Source organism: Glutamicibacter sp. BW77 (genome assembly GCF_002332285.1).
Taxonomy (GTDB): Bacteria; Actinomycetota; Actinomycetes; order Actinomycetales; family Micrococcaceae; genus Glutamicibacter; species Glutamicibacter bergerei.
Map to the genome: position 1 here is coordinate 1 of NZ_NRGT01000074.1, position 16,377 is coordinate 16,377.

The window sequence follows — 16,377 nt, forward strand, 5'->3', positions numbered from 1 at the left end:
TTGAAAAATCAGAGCCATAGGGAATATAGGAGATTCGACGCAAATACGGTCACAATCAACGGCATTCCATAGGAATCCAAATTTGTCCGGGTTAATTCTGAGGCATGACCAGTTCCACCATGAAAAACAACGACCAATAGAATCGTCGCAATCACGCTGCAAGATAGTGCGACCAAAAACGTCAACAGATAGTACCGTTTCAGACTTCTTTCACGGCGCACCCACCGAATTCCGTATCCCCAAACTAGGGCACCGGTGACATTGACCAGAATGAATGCCAGCGAAGAAGAATCTGTAATCGAACTCCCCAAGAGGTTCGTGGCGATAGCCACGGCAACTCCCGCCCAAGGCCCTAAAACCATCGCGACGATCGCAGTTCCCAGCATGTCTAGGTAAAGCGGTATCCCCAGTGTTGCTACCAGCCAGAATCCTAATAAGTTGAGCGCAGTACTGCTAACAATCAGCAGCATTCTCCTTCCTAGCCGCCGAGATTTATTAGATTCATTTCTTTGTGTACTGTCCTCGATCTGCGTAATGGTCGAGTCTTCAACCATGTCTAGACTTTGAGAATTCGGATGAATTTCAGGCTCCGGCACATAAGTGACTCGGTCAGCTCTGGCCCGTAGACATCGGTTGCGCCAGTTTTCAACGTCCTCTTCCGTGCCACCTAAAGCACAGACAATTTCAGAAATAAGTTCCACGTTGAGTCGGGTACGCCCAACTCGAAAGGCATCGTACACCGTTGATCTCGCTGGTCGAGACGCCCCAGGATCAACGCCTTGCGAAATACGATGGCTAGAAATACGTCGAACGATTTCAGCGTAGGGAACGTCTCCGGCGTCAAGACGCAAACGTTGCAGATCTTCGGCAATGAGATCAAAAGCCGACAGTGTCGAGTGCGACTGTTCCTCAGATTTCGACACCGTTGCTTCCTTTTCTTATGGACCCGATGATGTTCCGCGCTTTGATTTAATTCTACGACGGAAGATTTAATAAACAGCACCGATTACAACTATCTATCGCCAAGTACCCACCTATGGGCAGAACAATAATTCATGCCTAGATTCGCATATACATACTTATTGCCCCTGGGGCTGTTGAGTACACAGTTATTGTTGTTCGGACTTGTATGGAGATGAGATTTTGTTCGTTTGTAGAACAATTTCATAGATAAGATTTTTGTAACTTGAGGTTTTCGACCGTGAGAGGTGTACCGCTTACGGTCCGATCTCGCACTGTGGCTAAAGTTATCATCTGCAAAAACTTGGGGGCAGATGCTGACTGGTCACGGAAACATCAGCACCCTTTAGCGCTAAAGGATAATAGTTAGGCACCTTCGAAGAATTTCGAAGGTGCCTAACTATTTAATTGCCTGTCAAGATACGCAGGGTCAGCTAACGCGGGAGCCTTGGCTAGTGCGCTGCGGTTGCCTGAGCCAGCAGTTCAATTACATGACGGTAATCCTTGCCGGTAGCTCGGCTCATGCCCAACTCGCAGGTGCGGTTACACGAGGCGTGAGCGCTAGCGTCCAACTCAAGCACCTCCTCAGCTTCGCGAGCAGTGGCGGATTCGGTCAGTTCCGGGTGCAACATGCCGCGATCTCCGGCGAAGGCACAGCAACCCCAATTCATCGGGATGTTGACCTTCTGCGCAACTGCTTCGGCGACCTTCTGCAGGTCCCCATTAAGTCCCATTTGAGTCGAGGAGCAGGTGGGATGCAAAGTTAGCGAATCAATCTGCGTGACCGGCGGAAGTTTGCCCAACAGGTGACGGGAAGTGAAGGCCAAAAGGTCCACAACTTCAAAGCCGTGCTCCTCTAATGTGTGAGCAAAGCCTTCGGTGCAGCTGGTGGCGTCAGAAATGACCGGCAAGCGAAAACCTGGCTGGGCTGCATGAACTTGAGCGCGCACTCGTTCTGCCATAAGTACATGGCCGTCCTCATATCCTTTAGAGGTCCATGGGGTGCCACAGCACATCGATTCGATCCCTTGCGGAACCAGCACAGAGACGCCGGCCTGCTTCAGCAGTTGTTCAAAGGCTGGAGCTACGCCTTGCCCCTCAGTGCCAGGCCCAAACATCGAATTCACGCAAGCGGGCAGGTAGATAGCAATTGGCTCCACGCCGGGGGCACCAAGGTTTCCCGTCAGCGGCTTACGTGCCTTACCGCCTTTAGGCAGATCTGCGTCATAACGAGGCACGGTGTCTTCCCCCACCACCTTGCGGGCAATCTCGGTAGCTCCGCGGACCAGCGGGGTAGGGAATTTATCTGCCATGCTCAGTGCCACCGAGCCAACTCGGGTTGCCGCACCCCAGCCCTTAGCAGCAGCCTTGAACCCAGCAGCCATGGCTGGCTTGGCATCCTCGCGGCGTAACCGTTTAACCAACAGTCCCGTGTTGATCTGCACTGGGCAAGCGGTGACACACATACCGTCTACCGCGCAGGTTTCCACCGCCGAGTATTCATAGTCGCGTTCGAGCTCCGCGACGAGTTCTTCATTCCCCTCGGCTTCTGCCTTCGCAATAGCCCTGCGCACGGCGATACGTTGACGAGGCGTAAGCGTCAGATCTTTGGACGGGCATACCGGCTCGCAGTAACCACATTCAACGCAGCGGTCCGCCTCAACCTCAATGGTCTCGTTGAGCTTGATGTTGCGGATGTGTGCGGCATGATCTTCATCGATAATAACGCCCGGATTGAGCATCATTCGTGGATCACAGGCGGTCTTGAGTTGGACCATCACCTCGTAGAGTTCGTCGCCGTATTGGCGGCGCACAAATGGTGCCATCGCACGACCCGTGCCGTGTTCAGCCTTGAGGTTTCCGCCCTTGGAAAGTACCAGTTCAACCATCTTGTCGTTGAATGCGTTGTACCGGTTCAGCGCGGTGTCACCTTCAAAGCGGTCAGTCAACATGAAGTGGATATTTCCGTCCTTGGCGTGACCAAAGATTACCGAGTCCTGATACTCATACTCGTCAAAGAGCTCTTGCAGGGTGCCGCAGGTTTCGGCCAGCGTATCGACGGGGACTGCTACGTCTTCGAGTAGTGCGGTTGTGCCTGAGACACGCGCCCCGGCCACCGAGGCGTAGAGCCCCTTACGGAATTTCCATACTGCTTGACGGTTTTTAGCGTCCTGGGACAGGATTGCTGGCGCACGAAGGGCGGCGGAATTTATCAGACGCTGACCGGCACTTTGCAGTCCGGCAAGTTCTTCGTCATGGTCTGCATGGTATTCAATGAGCAGTGCCGCTTGTTCTTTGACTTCAAATCCCATGATTGCCTCGGGAACTCCGGGTAGATTTTGACCTACGCGAAGTGAGGTGGAATCCATGAGTTCCAGTGTTGCCGCGCCAGAATCCAGCAGGTCCGGAAGCGCCCGGGTGGCCTGATCTAAGGAATCAAATACCGCCAAGGTTGCAATTGCGAGCTTACGGATGGGAACTGTTCTGAAGATCGCTTCGGCGACAAAGGCCAAGGTGCCCTCGGAACCAATGATCAGATGGGCTAGCAACTCCGCCGGCGAATCGTGATCGAGGAATGAATTAATGCCGTAGCCCATGGTGTTCTTTAGCGCGAAATGCTTCTCGATAAGAGCTACCGAATTCTTATTTGCACGTACTCGATCACGCAGTCGGGTCAGCGTCTGCACAAGCTGCGGCTCGGCGGCGGCGAGTTTGGCATCTGCGTCGGGGGCCGCGGAATCGATCATGGTCCCGCTAGGCAGCACAAAGGTCATCGATTCCAACGTGCGGTAAGTGTTAAATTCGGTGCCGCATGCCATACCCGATGAGTTATTCGCGATCACTCCGCCAATCGTGCAGGCAGCTTCACTGGCGGGGTCAGGGCCTAGCTTGTAACCGTAGACCGAGAGCCTCGCATTGACCTGACGCACCGTCGCACCGGGCTGCACACGCACACGCTTTCCCTGATCCAGCACGGTAATGCCACGGAAGTTTCTACGCACATCGAGCATCAGCCCGTCGCCGCTGGCTTGGCCGGCCAAGGAGGTTCCACCCGAACGCAAGGTAACCGGTTGTCCGGCGCGCATGCTGGCTGACAGCAACTGCGAGACTTCCTGCGCATCCTTGGCGATCACCACGGCTTCTGGGGTGTAGAGGTAATGCGAGGCGTCCGAGGCATAGGCCACCCGGTCGATGGACGTGGTTTTGACGCGGTCGGGCTCGGCGACCAGATCAAGAATGCTTCGGGAAACCTTGGTTTCTCCGAGTGCCGGCGTGCTCAATGCCATGATGCGCTCCTGTGCGTTGGTAGGCCCAGCCTACCTAAGGTCAATATTGTCTAACAAGTACACATGCTATATTAGTGCTCTTTGTGGGATAATCAATGGGTTGGCAAGTATCTTGAAGGGGAATTCATGTCCGCAAGACTAGGTGTCGTCTCGGTAGTCCAGGCGATGATCTACGATTTGCGAAGCAGAATTTTCGACGGTGAAATCCCTCCCGGCACCCCGCTAGGTGAGGTAGACATGGCCGCACACTATGGAGTCGCGCGTCCCACGGCGAAGGCAGCATTGGAAAACCTGGTAGCCAGTGGACTGCTGACCCGAAACGCGCATCAGAGCGCGCGCGTCACCGTCCTCGATTCGGCCGATGCTCGGGATATCTACCAAACGCGCGCAATTATCGAAGCCGAGGCCGTGCGCCTACTGGCAAGCACCGGCCATGTCCCGCAGGCCGCGCATGAAGCCAACGCGCAGATCACTGCTCTGGCCGACGCTTCGCCCGCGCAGATCATCGAGCCGGACCTGAAGTTCCACGCGGCACTGGTCAACGCCCTCGATTCGGCGCGAACTAGCGCAATCTATGCACAGCTCAGTGACGAGATCCGCCTATGTATGACGCATGTCCAGGATGCCACCCTGCTCAGTACCGAAAACATTGCCGCAGAGCATCAAAGGCTGCTGGACCAGATCAATTCCCGCGACGCGCAAGGCGCCGCCAGTACCTTAGCTGACCATCTCGGACGCGCAAGCAAGAAGCTCGAAGCTCATTTAGACCTGATCCAGCAGAACGGCAAATAGTGACCGGACCGTGCCGGCCGGCGAGCGCAGGAACTCCCGGCGATTAGGCCCAGCGCGTGTTGCTTGGCCTAGCGCTTCCCGGCAAGACGAGAATAATTCTCCAGGATGAGCCGAGCTCAGCATTTGATCCTCACAGCCAGCAACTGCTTGCGGAGGCACCACGGGCATGATCGCCCATGACCGGGAAGTGGCCGCGGAGCTGGCAGACGAGATAAGCGCGGCGCAAGACGGTCGGATGGTCGCAGTCGGTGGATGCCGCTCGTGCAGTACTCATAGCTTCAACATTTGCAGGATCTGTGTCCGGCTATTGGATTTCCACGATTTCCTCGCCCCATCTGCAATTAGCAGTTCTGGCGCGCCAGCCACAGTGAACACCCAGGGCAGGGCTCTGATGGATTTCCCGGTCTCCAAGGGTTTCGGTTCACCAGTGTGGCAATTAATATAGACGCAAGGTATTCACGCTTCGGTGTGATTCTTTGGAATACTCCATAGTTGGCGCGAAGTGACCGGCGCCTTTCGCCCCTTCTTCTCCGGCACGGCTAATTGCCCGCTGCCGGCTATCGACCGAGGCTCTTATGCCAGATCAAAAGGATCGTGAATCAAATGACTTCAAAAATCCGCATCGGTATTGCCGGATATGGAAACCTAGGCCGCGGCGTGCAAGCCGCAATTGCCAAAAATTCGGATATGGAACTGGTGGGCGTCTACAGCCGCCGCGATCCGGATACCCTTCAGCTGGCTCAGCCTGCACCACGCTACTCGGTGGATGTCCTGGGGGACCACGTTGACGATATCGACGTGCTGATCCTCTGCGGTGGCTCAAAATCAGACCTACCCGAACAAGGCCCCCGCATGGCTGCCCTATTCAACACCGTGGATAGCTTCGATACCCACGCGCGCATCCCGGAATATTATGAGACGGTCAACGCACCGGCGAAAGCGGCCGGCAAGACCGCGCTAATCTCCGCAGGTTGGGACCCGGGCATGTTCTCAATTAACCGCGTCTACGGTGAAGCGCTGCTTCCCGACGGGGAAACATACACCTTCTGGGGCCGCGGGCTGAGCCAAGGCCACTCCGATGCGGTACGCCGCGTGCCCGGTGTTGCCGGCGGCGTGCAGTACACCATCCCTAGCCCGGAAGCGATTGAGCAGGTACGTGCGGGACTACGCCCCACACTGAGCACTCGTGAGAAGCACCAGCGCGAATGCTACGTTGTTCTCGAAGACGGTGCGGATGAAAACACCGTGCGCGAATTGATTGTGAATATGGAACACTACTTCGACCAGTACGACACCACCGTGAACTTCATCGACGCGCAGACCCTCGCCGCCGAGCACTCGGACATGCCGCATGGCGGTTTCGTGATCCGTTCGGGCAACACCAGCGAGAGCCAGAAACAGGTCATCGAGTATTCGCTGGCCCTTGGCTCCAACCCGGAATTCACCTCCAGCGTGCTGGTAGCTTACGCCCGGGCCGCCTTCCGGATGAACCAGCGCGGCATCACCGGTGCGCAGACCGTTTACGATGTGGCCCCGGGGCTGCTCTCGCCCAAGTCCCCCGCACAGTTGCGCGCGGAGCTGCTCTAGGATTTTGCCGGGCCAGCAGCTCACCCGCTGGCGAGCGCATCCTTCTCCCAGGCCTCCACTGACCCCGGGACCTGCACGAACAGCGGATGCAGGGCCACCTGCCCTGCCGGTTCCAAGCGGGCGATGCGCGCGGGATCCCGGACGGAGAGCTTGCGCAGCAGGTGCTCGCGCTCGAAGTGCACCTGCCCCTGGGTGACCGGGATCTTTTCCAGCTGCGCGGCGGCTGCCGGATGCAGGATCTTCGCGGCGTCGAAGCGATAGCCCCGGACAGCCGCTTCGTCCCACAAGCCCTGCAGGTAGCCGCCCATATGCACCAGCGGGGCGGGCTGCGCCTTGAACCGGAGAAGCTGCGGGTGCCCGGTATAGCCCTTGGACTGGCCTGCGAGCACCTTCTGGGCCAGCAGTGTTTCACGCCAGCAGGCAACGAGCCCTTTGGCGTCGAGCAATGAGGGGTGCAGGGACCACAGTCGCATGGGCCAAGCCTAGTCGGGGTTCGGGCCAGCCGGGAACTCGATGATCTCGCTGCGGATCAAGAAGCGCTTGCCCTCCGGGGCTTCGACGGAGAAACCGGATCCCCGCCCGTTGACCACGTCCACGGTGAGCTTGGTGTGCTTCCAGTATTCGAATTGCTCCTTGGACATCCAGAAATCGATGTCGCCCAGAGCGGTGCCATCAGCGCCGTCCAGGGAAAGCACGCCGAGCCGGATGTCCGATCCCCCGGTGCGGAACTCGCCGGCCGGGTAGCACATCGGCGAGGACCCGTCGCAGCACCCTCCGGACTGGTGGAACATCAGCGGGCCGTGGATCCCCCACAGCTTGCGCAGCAGGTCCAGGGCTTCGGAGGTGAAGGCCACCCGCGAGAACTCTTCGCCCTCGATTGCGGCGCGCGTTTCGGTTACGGTGCTCATGTCCTGCTCCTGCCTCGTTGTCCACGTCCGGATTTATCTCGTTGTGGCCAGTGTCCTCTTTTTGGGCCGCACCGTCCATCGCTCGGCCAGGACACCGGTACCGGATGCCGCTTCGAAAAGCCGCATCCGGTACCGTGCCATCAACCGTTGCGGATCCGGCTACGCCCTGCCGGCGTAGTCGATGACAACGCGCCCATCGATCTTGCCATGGCGCATTTCGTCGAATACGGCGTTGATGTCTTCCAGCGGGCGGGTATGGAAGGTCGGCTTGATCTTCCCTGCCGCATAGAATTCCAGCGCCTCGATCATGTCCTGCCGTGTTCCCACGATCGATCCGCGGATGGTCAGGCCCTTGAGCACGATGTCGAAAATGGGTGCGGGGAAATCACCGGCGGGCAGCCCGTTGAACACGATCGTTCCGCCGCGCCGGGTCATGCCGATTGCTTGCCCGAACGCCTTTGGATGCACCGCCGTAACCAGCACGCCGTGCGTTCCGCCAACCTTCTGCTGGATGATCTCGGCCGGGTCCTGGGCGAAGGCATTGACGGTGATTTCCGCTCCATGCTTCGAGGCCAGCGCCAGCTTGTCATCGGCCACGTCAATGGCGATCACCCGCATGCCCATGGCCACCGCGTACTGCACCGCGATATGGCCCAGTCCGCCGATACCCGAAATAGCCACCCACTGGCCGGGCTTGACCTCAGTCATCTTCAGGCCCTTGAAGACAGTCACTCCCGCGCACAGCACCGGCGCGATTTCATGGGGATCCGAACCCTCCGGGATGTGCGCGGCATAGCGGGAATCCACCAGCATGTACTGGCCGAAGGAACCGTCCACGGAGTATCCGCCATTGGACTGGGCTTCGCACAGCGTCTCCCAGCCGGTGCGGCAGTACTGGCAGTGCCCGCAGGCGCTGGCCAGCCACGCGTTGCCGATCATGTCCCCGAGCGCTACCTCGGTGACTCCTTCGCCGAGCTTTTCCACGATGCCCACGCCTTCATGCCCGGGAATCAGCGGAAGCTTCGGCTTGACCGGCCAATCGCCCTCGGCGGCGTGCAGGTCGGTGTGGCAGACGCCCGAGGCGATCAGCTTCACCAGCACCTGGCCGGGGCCGGGCTCGGGGATCTCGGCGTCCTTCACCTGGAACTCTTCGCCGAAGCCTTCGACTATTGCAGCTTTCATCTTGCTCATGTACTTTGTCCTTTGCATGGTATTCGAAGGTGCGGGGTGCCGGCTGGCGTGCGGGGGATGAGGCCAATCGATCCCCGGACGCTGTCCCGGCTGGCCCCGCACCTTCGAGGTCTGTTGTCATCTCATGCTGCTCGTGGCAGCTACTGCTCCTAGAAGAAGCCCAGCTTGTCTTCCGAGTAGGAAACCAGCAGGTTCTTGGTCTGCTGGTAGTGGTCCAGCATCATCAGGTGGTTCTCGCGGCCGATACCCGAGGACTTGTATCCGCCGAAGGCCGAGTGCGCCGGGTAGGCGTGGTACTGGTTGACCCACACGCGTCCGGCCTGGAGGGCGCGGCCGGCACGGTAGGCCACGTTGCCATTGCGGCTCCACACCCCCGAACCCAACCCGTACAGGGTGTCGTTGGCGATGGAGATCGCGTCGTCGTAGTCCTTGAACTTGGTCACCGCTACCACCGGCCCGAAGATCTCCTCCTGGAAGATGCGCATGTCGTTGGTGCCCTCGAAGATGGTCGGCTGCACGTAGTAGCCGCCGGAGAGCTCTCCGCCCAGATCCGCACGTCCCCCGCCGAGCAGCACCTTGGCGCCCTCGGACTTGCCGATGTCCATGTAGGAGAGGATCTTCTCCAGCTGGTCGTTGGATGCCTGGGCACCCATCATGGTGTCGGTATCCAGCGGGTGTCCCTGCTTGATGGCCTTGGTGCGGGCCACCACATCGCCCATGAAGCGGTCATAGATGCTTTCCTGGATCAGCGCACGCGATGGGCAGGTGCAGACTTCGCCCTGGTTCAGCGCGAACAGCGTGAATCCTTCCTGCGCCTTGTCGTAGAAGGCGTCATCCTTGGCAGCGATGTCCTCGAAGAAGATGTTCGGGGACTTGCCGCCCAGTTCCAGGGTGACCGGGATCAGGTTTTCCGACGCGTACTGCATGATCAGCCGGCCGGTGGTGGTCTCGCCGGTGAAGGCGATCTTGCGGATGCGCTTGTTGGAGGCCAGTGGCTTGCCCGCTTCCACGCCGAAGCCGTTGACCACGTTCAGCACGCCGGCTGGCAGCAGGTCGCCGATCAGTTCCATGAGAACCAGGATGGAGACCGGGGTCTGCTCGGCGGGCTTGAGCACGATCGCATTGCCGGCAGCCAGGGCCGGGGCGAGCTTCCACACGGCCATGAGCAGCGGGAAGTTCCACGGGATGATCTGCCCGACCACGCCCAGCGGCTCGTGGTAGTGGTACGCGGTGGTGTCCTCGTCGAGCTGGGAGAGGCTGCCTTCCTGGGCGCGGATTGCTCCGGCGAAGTAGCGGAAGTGGTCAACTGCCAGCGGCAGGTCGGCGTTCAGGCACTCGCGGATGGCCTTGCCGTTGTCCCAGGTTTCGGCCACGGCCATCATTTCGAGGTTTTCCTCGATGCGGTCCGCGATCTTGTTCAGGATGACAGCGCGTTCGGCAGGGCTGGTCTTGCCCCAAGCAGGAGCGGCCGCATGGGCTGCATCCAGTGCTACCTCGATGTCTTCTGCAGTGGAGCGCGCCACTTCGCAGAAGACCTTACCGGTTACCGGGGTGACATTTTCAAAGTACATACCCTTAACCGGAGCAACCCATTCGCCACCAATGTAGTTCTCGTAACGTGGTTTAAAATTGACCAATGCCCCATCGGTGTTTGGATTTGCATAAACGCCCATTGCTGCACGACTCCTTAGTCAGTCATCCTGGCCACGATGTCTTCACCGCGGAACCTTGAATGTGACTCTAGTCACGTAAAGGTTGCAAGTAGGTTGCAGCTGAAGTCCGCTATTCGTCCAGCCCTTGAACCTCGGCAACGATCAGCGAACGAGCCGGTGAATCAGCTGGCAGTTCCCGCAAGGCCGCACGCAACAAATCCGAGTCAGCCAGCTGGCGGCCCAAGTTCAATAGCTGATGGGCGGTGCCTCGATCCAGAACCATTTCACGCAAGGCCGCCTCGGCACGGTAGCGCAGCAGTATGATTCCTGGAGCCTGCGACCGTGCGAGCATCCCTGGCGAATATATCTGCAAGGCAGCGCCGAGATCGCCTTCCTCCAAGGCCTTCCATAGCCGGCCAATTGTTGTTTGCAAACCCCATTGCAATCGATAGGGTCGCGAGGTCAATGTTCTCCCCGGGACCGTCCCAAGCACTTTGCGTAACCTGACGATTTCGGCTCGAGCGGTGCCTTCTGCCGCCGCATCAGGCCTTTCGAATAGCTCCTCGACAAGTTGAGCCGTATTCAGCCCTTCTCGATATTGTGCTAGCAACGTCAGGATTTCAGCGTGGCGCAGGGAGATCGGAACGGAACCTAGGTGAGCACCGTCGGAGCGGCCAAGATCCAGATAGCCCGGGTCTGCCACTACTCCAGCGCCAGGCAGGAGTAATTGAGTTTCCGCAGCCATCACCGCCGCTTGCAGTAGCGGCAGTGAATGCGTTGCGATGGCATCTGGCCCGCCAGTCAGATCAATTGCGCCTATTACTTGCCCGGTGCGTGGATCTCGGATGGGAACCGCGGAGCAGCTGTATTGGTGAGCTCTTTCGTAAAGATGCTCCGCACCTGAGACTTGGGATCCAGCACCGGTGGCTAATGCCATTCCCGGTGCAGACGTTCCAACCGTCCTTTCCGCCCAGTCGGCGCCGGCCATGAAGCCTACGCCTTCCGCTTGAGTCAGGGCGCCATTGCTGCCTGCGACCCACAACAAGGTGCCGCCGGTGTCAGCCAATGCGACTAAGAGGTTGGCGTCAGTTGCTGCGGGAACCAAGAGTTTTTCAAAAACCGGCCAAATCCGCTGCAGCTCACTACGTTCGCGAGCAAGCCTCAGATGATCATCGCTGAGCACTGAGGGGACTTGAACGGCAGTGAGAGATGCCAGCGAGCGCTTCCATGATTCACGCACATCACTTCGCAGTGGAAGTTCTGCCACCCCTGCCTCTCGCGTCTCCAAAAGCTCATGCGCGTGCTGGGCGCGACGCGATGCGCCGGACCAATCTATGGCGGACTCGCCCATAACTCTCCTCTATCCAGCAACCTGGATTTCTGCAGTGCTCACCAGCCTAGGCGACTACGTGGGACTTGAGAAGAGCTATCTTCTTCTCAACATACGGGTTCACTTTCAGGGGCCTTGCCCCCACAAACAGGGTCCTATCCGAGGTTGAGCCTGCTACGTCTAAACCCATTAAAACAAATAGATAAGTCACCTATAAATTGCCAACATTTAGGGATAAGTTCACCAAGGTCATTTCTTAGAATTTCATCCTTGATCCCCTTCCATTTCTTCGTCGTTGAGAGTATCGTACAACCAAATGGTTGTATATGAATTGAGCGAAGAACAGACAAACAAGGTCTTCCGCGCCTTGGCAGACGCCACACGAAGAGACATCGTGGCGCGAACCTTGCACGCCGAGGTCAGTATTTCCACACTGGCCGCCGACTACGACATGTCTTTTGCCGCAGTCCAGAAGCATGTGGCATTTTTGGAGTCCGCTGGTCTGGTCAGCAAAATCGCACGTGGCCGCGAACGTATTGTTCGAGGTCAGCCGGACACGATCCGGCACGCCCAGCAGTTACTTTCATCCCTCGAAGAAATCTGGCGCCAGCGCATCAACCGGCTCGACGATTTCCTCGCCGACGAGGCAACTTAAGGAGTAATCTCATGCCCGTCACTTCAGTTATCCAAGATGCCCAAGCCCTCACGCTCACGGTACACGCCGAGTTTGGCGTGAAGGTTTCCCGTCTCTGGGACGCCTACCTCGATCCGCGCCAGATTGAAAAGTTCTGGGGACCGGTTGAGTACCCCGCGACTTTCACCCGGCACGATGCAGTGTCAGGTGGTCGCACCAATTACCATATGACCTCTCCCGAAGGAGAAGAGTTCCACGGCTACTGGGAATGGAACGAAATCGTTGAGCAGAAGTTCTTCGAAGTCACCGACGGTTTCGCGCATTCCGATGGCTCCCCGAACACCGAGTTGCCCACCACGCGCACCACCTTTTCCTTTGACCCGCAAGATTCGGGAAGCAAGCTGACCATCACTTCAAACTTCGATTCCATGGAGGCCTTAGAACAAGTTGTAGCCATGGGCATGATCGATGGGACTCGTTCGGCCATGAGCCAGATCGAACAGGTGCTCAGCGATCTGCGTGACTACTCAAAGAATTTCACCACCGAGGCTCAGCTCCTCTCCGATACCCAGGTTCGCGTCAGCCGGATTATCCGAGGAACCCGCGAACAGGTGTGGCTGGCGCACCACGATGCACAGCTTATGAAACGCTGGCTGCTCGGCCCCGACGGCTGGAGAATGACTGAATGTGCCCCACCCGAGGCTGTTGGCGACAGCTACCGTTACCACTGGGAACCGGAATCCGGCACCGCGGAGCAGTGGTTCGGTTTCACCGGCACACTGCTAGAACAGTTGCCGCAGTCCTACGAACGGACCACCGAGCAAATGATCGACACCGACTACCCAGCAACCATCAACGAATCAACGTTCACCGAAACTACCGCGGGTACGCTGCTGTCCGTCGTCATCACCTATCCGGATGCCCAGACCAGAGACATGGTGCTAGCCACCGGAATGACTAACGGGATGGAGGCCAGCTACGCACGGCTCGAATCGCTGCTCTAAGCGCGATTCGCCCCACATCCGGCACGCGGGCGCGCGCAAATATGAAACACTTGGAAGCATGACTTCCCACAATTCACGCGCAGGCTTGGATAAGCAGGCCACCCAGGTTCAGGACATGTTCGACAAGTTGGCGCCACGTTATGACTTGCTCAACACCTTGATGACCGGCGGCATTGTGAACTACTGGCGCAAGATCACCACCGAGGCGATCGCACCGAAGCCCGGCGAGCGCATTCTTGACCTTGCCGCGGGTACCGGAACTTCCTCGGTGCCGCTGGCCAAGGCCGGCGCAAAGGTGACCGCTTGCGACATGTCCCACGGCATGCTTGCCGAGGGTCGCAAGCGCTACCCGCAGCTTGAATTCGTCTACGGCGACGGTACCGATCTGCCATTCGAGGACAACTCCTTTGACGCGGTCACCATCTCCTACGGACTGCGCAACATCTCCGACACCGAGAAGGCTCTGTCGGAGATGCACCGCGTGACCAAGCCGGGCGGTCGCATTGTGGTGGCAGAGTTCTCCACCCCCACAATGACTCCGATCAAGCAGGCTTACAAGCAGTTCTTGCCTCGCGTGATCCCAGCCTTGGGATACATCGTTTCGCCAAACCCGACGGCCTACGCCTACCTGGCTGAGTCCATCGCTGCCTGGCCAAACCAGCAAGACCTAGGACAGAAGTTCATCAACGTCGGTTGGAAGAACGTCGAGTTCCGTAACCTGACCGGCGGCATTGTCGCCGTACACCGCGCTTGGAAGTAGCCCTTCCGCAGAATTGATCTTTCGGTTCGCATCCAACGCTGGATGCGAACCGAAAGTTTTTAACGATGTTTTTTCGTTTGTGTTGCTGGCATGCTTGGGTGCATGAGCCTGCTCGCTAGTGAAGCACCACGCACCGCCCTGAGTTGGAAACTACTGCCAGCGGCCTTACTCGCGGTATCCGGCGTGCTACTTTTCGGCGTTGAAAACGATCTGTTGGGCTATGGTCTGCTTGTGTTGAGCCTGCTTACGGCTGCCTTTATCGACCGCAGGCTCGCATGCCACCTGGCGCTCATAGCCGCAGGGCTGGCCATCATCAGCTTGGTCCCGTTAAACGCCGACTTAAGCTTGGGACATATGGCACTGATGGGCGGCGCGCTGGCACTGGCCGTAGTGGTTCCCTGGCTGGTATCGAGATTCGTATACCGCGAAAAGATCATCAAATTTCCGGTGAATACCGGACGTAAATGGCCATTAGTTGCCAAACTTTATCTACTGGGCGTCGTAGCCTTGGGCTACTTCATTCTGCCGGTGTATTTGATAAGTACCGGCGTTTACCAGAATTGGCCAGATGCCTCGGATCCAACCATCTTCTGGCGACTCTTCCTCGGCGTTAACTCCGTAGGGATCTGGGACGAGCTATTCTTCATCTGCACCACCTTCACGTTATTGCGCCAGCACTTCCCTGACTGGCTAGCGAATCTTTTGCAGGCGGTGATCTTCTCCTCGTTCTTATGGGAGATCGGCTACCAATCTTGGGGTCCTCTACTCACTTTCCCCTTTGCGCTATTGCAGGGCTACACCTTCAAACTGACCAAGTCACTGACCTACGTCATCTCGGTGCACCTAATCTTCGACTTCGTGCTGTTTCTCGCGCTGGTCCATGCCCACAATCCAGCATGGCTTCCAATTTTCTTGTACTGACTGCTCAACCGCTCACGCTGCGCTGTTAGGGGTGGCTTGTGAAAAAGTAAAATATCCGACGGTAGCGCGATTCTCCGCTATAAGTAGGACTTTTTCTGACCCGTGACCCGTTCCATTCACAGCAAGCATCTGATGTACGCGGGCGAAGGATATTCTAATGGTCAAAAACCATTACATTGGTTCGCACGTAGCAACTGACAAGGATTCTCACCCGAAGAGTTCGGGTCTTGCGGAAGCTTCGCCATCGCCTTGCGGACGCACGTTACGGACATCGAGTTCCCTAGCGTCGCATATTCAACGAATTCACAAGCCACCCCTAAAGGAACGCGAAGCCCAGGATGCCGCAGAAAAAGCAGCTCAGCGGGCGAAACGGCGGGTCTCAGATTTTCCTAACGCACCGACCACCCGAAGCCCCGGAAAAAAGATTGTTAAGAGTGTTAGGGAATATGTTCCGCCACAGCCACGCCGTTCATCCGACCAAGGCTACGAACGATAGACCATAAGAGACGAAGCGGAAATCTGTACTGTTCGAAGCGCGAGCATGTGGTGTTGAATGTAGGGCAATGATCGTTACTGACTAGCCGAAAGCTTAGGCCCAATAAATGAATTCTGGTCAGCAGTTATGTAATGGCCATGATGAAGTAATGATTTATAAGGTAGGAACGTCCCTGAAACTTCGTACTGATGTAGTTTTGCTTGTTGAAATGGAGAAATGATGAGTGAAGGTTCTTTTGAAACCCTGAGGTCGCTAGTGAGTGCTGCGCGTTCAGCTCGACACCACCGTGATTTTTCAGCTGTGGTGGAGATCGTGGAAGTCGCGGGAAACACTGAAAAAGGCAAAGTTACAGTGAACCATCAAAGCGGTTCTTGGCAGTTCTTGAGTTCAGGCGGACACAGGTTTTCTTACACCCGAGAAGAAGGCAAAACCTTCCGTTACAGAGGGGAAACTGAACGAGGTGCGAATGATCCTTCCCAGAAGCATCGGGCAGTCGAGCTTTTTTTCCCTTTGGAGATGCCAATATGGGGGGCAAAATGGGACTTGTACCGGCTTGAATCTATTAGGGACTATGGCGATATCATCCGGGTAGATCTGGTGGATCAAGAATCTGAAGATATCACTGCTTATGCAATTTTCGACAAGGAAGCAGGGGTGTTTATTGAGTTTTCTGCTTATTGGGAAAAACGTACCGTAACGGAATTGCACTACGGACCTAAGCGATGAACCTGGTGATGTGTTCATCGCTTAGGTTCATCTAGTAGGGGGCAACTTTACCATTCGGATATTTGCAGACCACGGTCTTGTAGCACTGAAAGCGTGGAAGAGTGATGTTGGGGTGGCTTGTGAAAAAGT

At 57.2% G+C, this 16,377-nt stretch carries 15 protein-coding genes; 7 read left to right on the top strand and 8 right to left on the bottom strand.

Translation table 11 applies throughout. The annotated features are described in order from the left end of the window. Positions 1–8: 8 nt before the first annotated feature. Positions 9–923, bottom strand: coding sequence for an ECF transporter S component (locus CIK74_RS18565; RefSeq protein ID WP_141392966.1), 915 nt, complete (start codon positions 921–923; stop codon positions 9–11). Between the two features lie 489 nt (positions 924–1,412). Beyond that, entirely contained in the window at positions 1,413–4,247 is a 2,835-nt protein-coding gene (locus tag CIK74_RS13885; RefSeq protein WP_096256802.1) for an FAD-binding and (Fe-S)-binding domain-containing protein, read from the bottom strand. Between the two features lie 126 nt (positions 4,248–4,373). Between CIK74_RS13885 and CIK74_RS13890 the strand changes: the two genes are divergently transcribed. After that, on the top strand, positions 4,374–5,039 hold the full coding sequence (locus tag CIK74_RS13890) for a GntR family transcriptional regulator (protein WP_096256803.1): 666 nt from the start codon (positions 4,374–4,376) through the stop codon (positions 5,037–5,039). Positions 5,040–5,169: 130 nt separating this feature from the next. On the opposite strand, the gene CIK74_RS18815 is transcribed toward CIK74_RS13890, so the two are convergent. Next, positions 5,170–5,313 (bottom strand): hypothetical protein, encoded by a 144-nt coding sequence (locus CIK74_RS18815; RefSeq protein ID WP_170947891.1) that lies wholly within the window; start codon positions 5,311–5,313, stop codon positions 5,170–5,172. Between the two features lie 329 nt (positions 5,314–5,642). Between CIK74_RS18815 and CIK74_RS13900 the strand changes: the two genes are divergently transcribed. Further along, on the top strand, positions 5,643–6,626 hold the full coding sequence (locus CIK74_RS13900; RefSeq protein WP_096256805.1) for a diaminopimelate dehydrogenase: 984 nt from the start codon (positions 5,643–5,645) through the stop codon (positions 6,624–6,626). A gap of 20 nt (positions 6,627–6,646) precedes the next feature. On the opposite strand, the gene CIK74_RS13905 is transcribed toward CIK74_RS13900, so the two are convergent. From CIK74_RS13905 to CIK74_RS13925, 5 genes are all read right to left on the bottom strand, one after another. Next, on the bottom strand, positions 6,647–7,099 hold the full coding sequence (locus tag CIK74_RS13905) for a pyrimidine dimer DNA glycosylase/endonuclease V (protein ID WP_096256806.1): 453 nt from the start codon (positions 7,097–7,099) through the stop codon (positions 6,647–6,649). A gap of 9 nt (positions 7,100–7,108) precedes the next feature. Beyond that, complete coding sequence (locus tag CIK74_RS13910; protein WP_013347532.1) at positions 7,109–7,534, bottom strand: DUF779 domain-containing protein; 426 nt, start codon at positions 7,532–7,534, stop codon at positions 7,109–7,111. 159 nt (positions 7,535–7,693) lie between these two features. Further along, entirely contained in the window at positions 7,694–8,725 is a 1,032-nt protein-coding gene (gene adhP / locus CIK74_RS13915) for an alcohol dehydrogenase AdhP (RefSeq protein ID WP_096256807.1), read from the bottom strand. A gap of 149 nt (positions 8,726–8,874) precedes the next feature. After that, on the bottom strand, positions 8,875–10,398 hold the full coding sequence (adh, locus tag CIK74_RS13920) for an aldehyde dehydrogenase (RefSeq protein ID WP_096256808.1): 1,524 nt from the start codon (positions 10,396–10,398) through the stop codon (positions 8,875–8,877). Between the two features lie 109 nt (positions 10,399–10,507). After that, positions 10,508–11,728: a GAF domain-containing protein gene (locus CIK74_RS13925; protein WP_096256809.1), complete on the bottom strand. Its 1,221-nt coding sequence runs from the start codon at positions 11,726–11,728 to the stop codon at positions 10,508–10,510. Positions 11,729–12,023: 295 nt separating this feature from the next. Between CIK74_RS13925 and CIK74_RS13930 the strand changes: the two genes are divergently transcribed. The 5 genes from CIK74_RS13930 to CIK74_RS13950 all read left to right on the top strand — a co-directional run bounded on the left by CIK74_RS13930 (position 12,024) and on the right by CIK74_RS13950 (position 16,248). After that, entirely contained in the window at positions 12,024–12,362 is a 339-nt protein-coding gene (locus CIK74_RS13930) for a helix-turn-helix domain-containing protein (protein WP_096256810.1), read from the top strand. An 11-nt stretch (positions 12,363–12,373) separates the two neighbouring features. Next, complete coding sequence (locus CIK74_RS13935; RefSeq protein WP_096256811.1) at positions 12,374–13,345, top strand: SRPBCC family protein; 972 nt, start codon at positions 12,374–12,376, stop codon at positions 13,343–13,345. A 58-nt stretch (positions 13,346–13,403) separates the two neighbouring features. After that, entirely contained in the window at positions 13,404–14,105 is a 702-nt protein-coding gene (locus CIK74_RS13940; RefSeq protein ID WP_096256812.1) for a demethylmenaquinone methyltransferase, read from the top strand. A gap of 102 nt (positions 14,106–14,207) precedes the next feature. Beyond that, entirely contained in the window at positions 14,208–15,026 is an 819-nt protein-coding gene (locus CIK74_RS13945) for a CPBP family intramembrane glutamic endopeptidase (protein ID WP_096256813.1), read from the top strand. A 712-nt stretch (positions 15,027–15,738) separates the two neighbouring features. Next, positions 15,739–16,248 carry a hypothetical protein gene (locus CIK74_RS13950; RefSeq protein ID WP_205738290.1) on the top strand — a complete coding sequence of 170 codons (510 nt, stop codon included), beginning with the start codon at positions 15,739–15,741 and terminating at the stop codon, positions 16,246–16,248. Positions 16,249–16,377 lie beyond the last annotated feature (129 nt).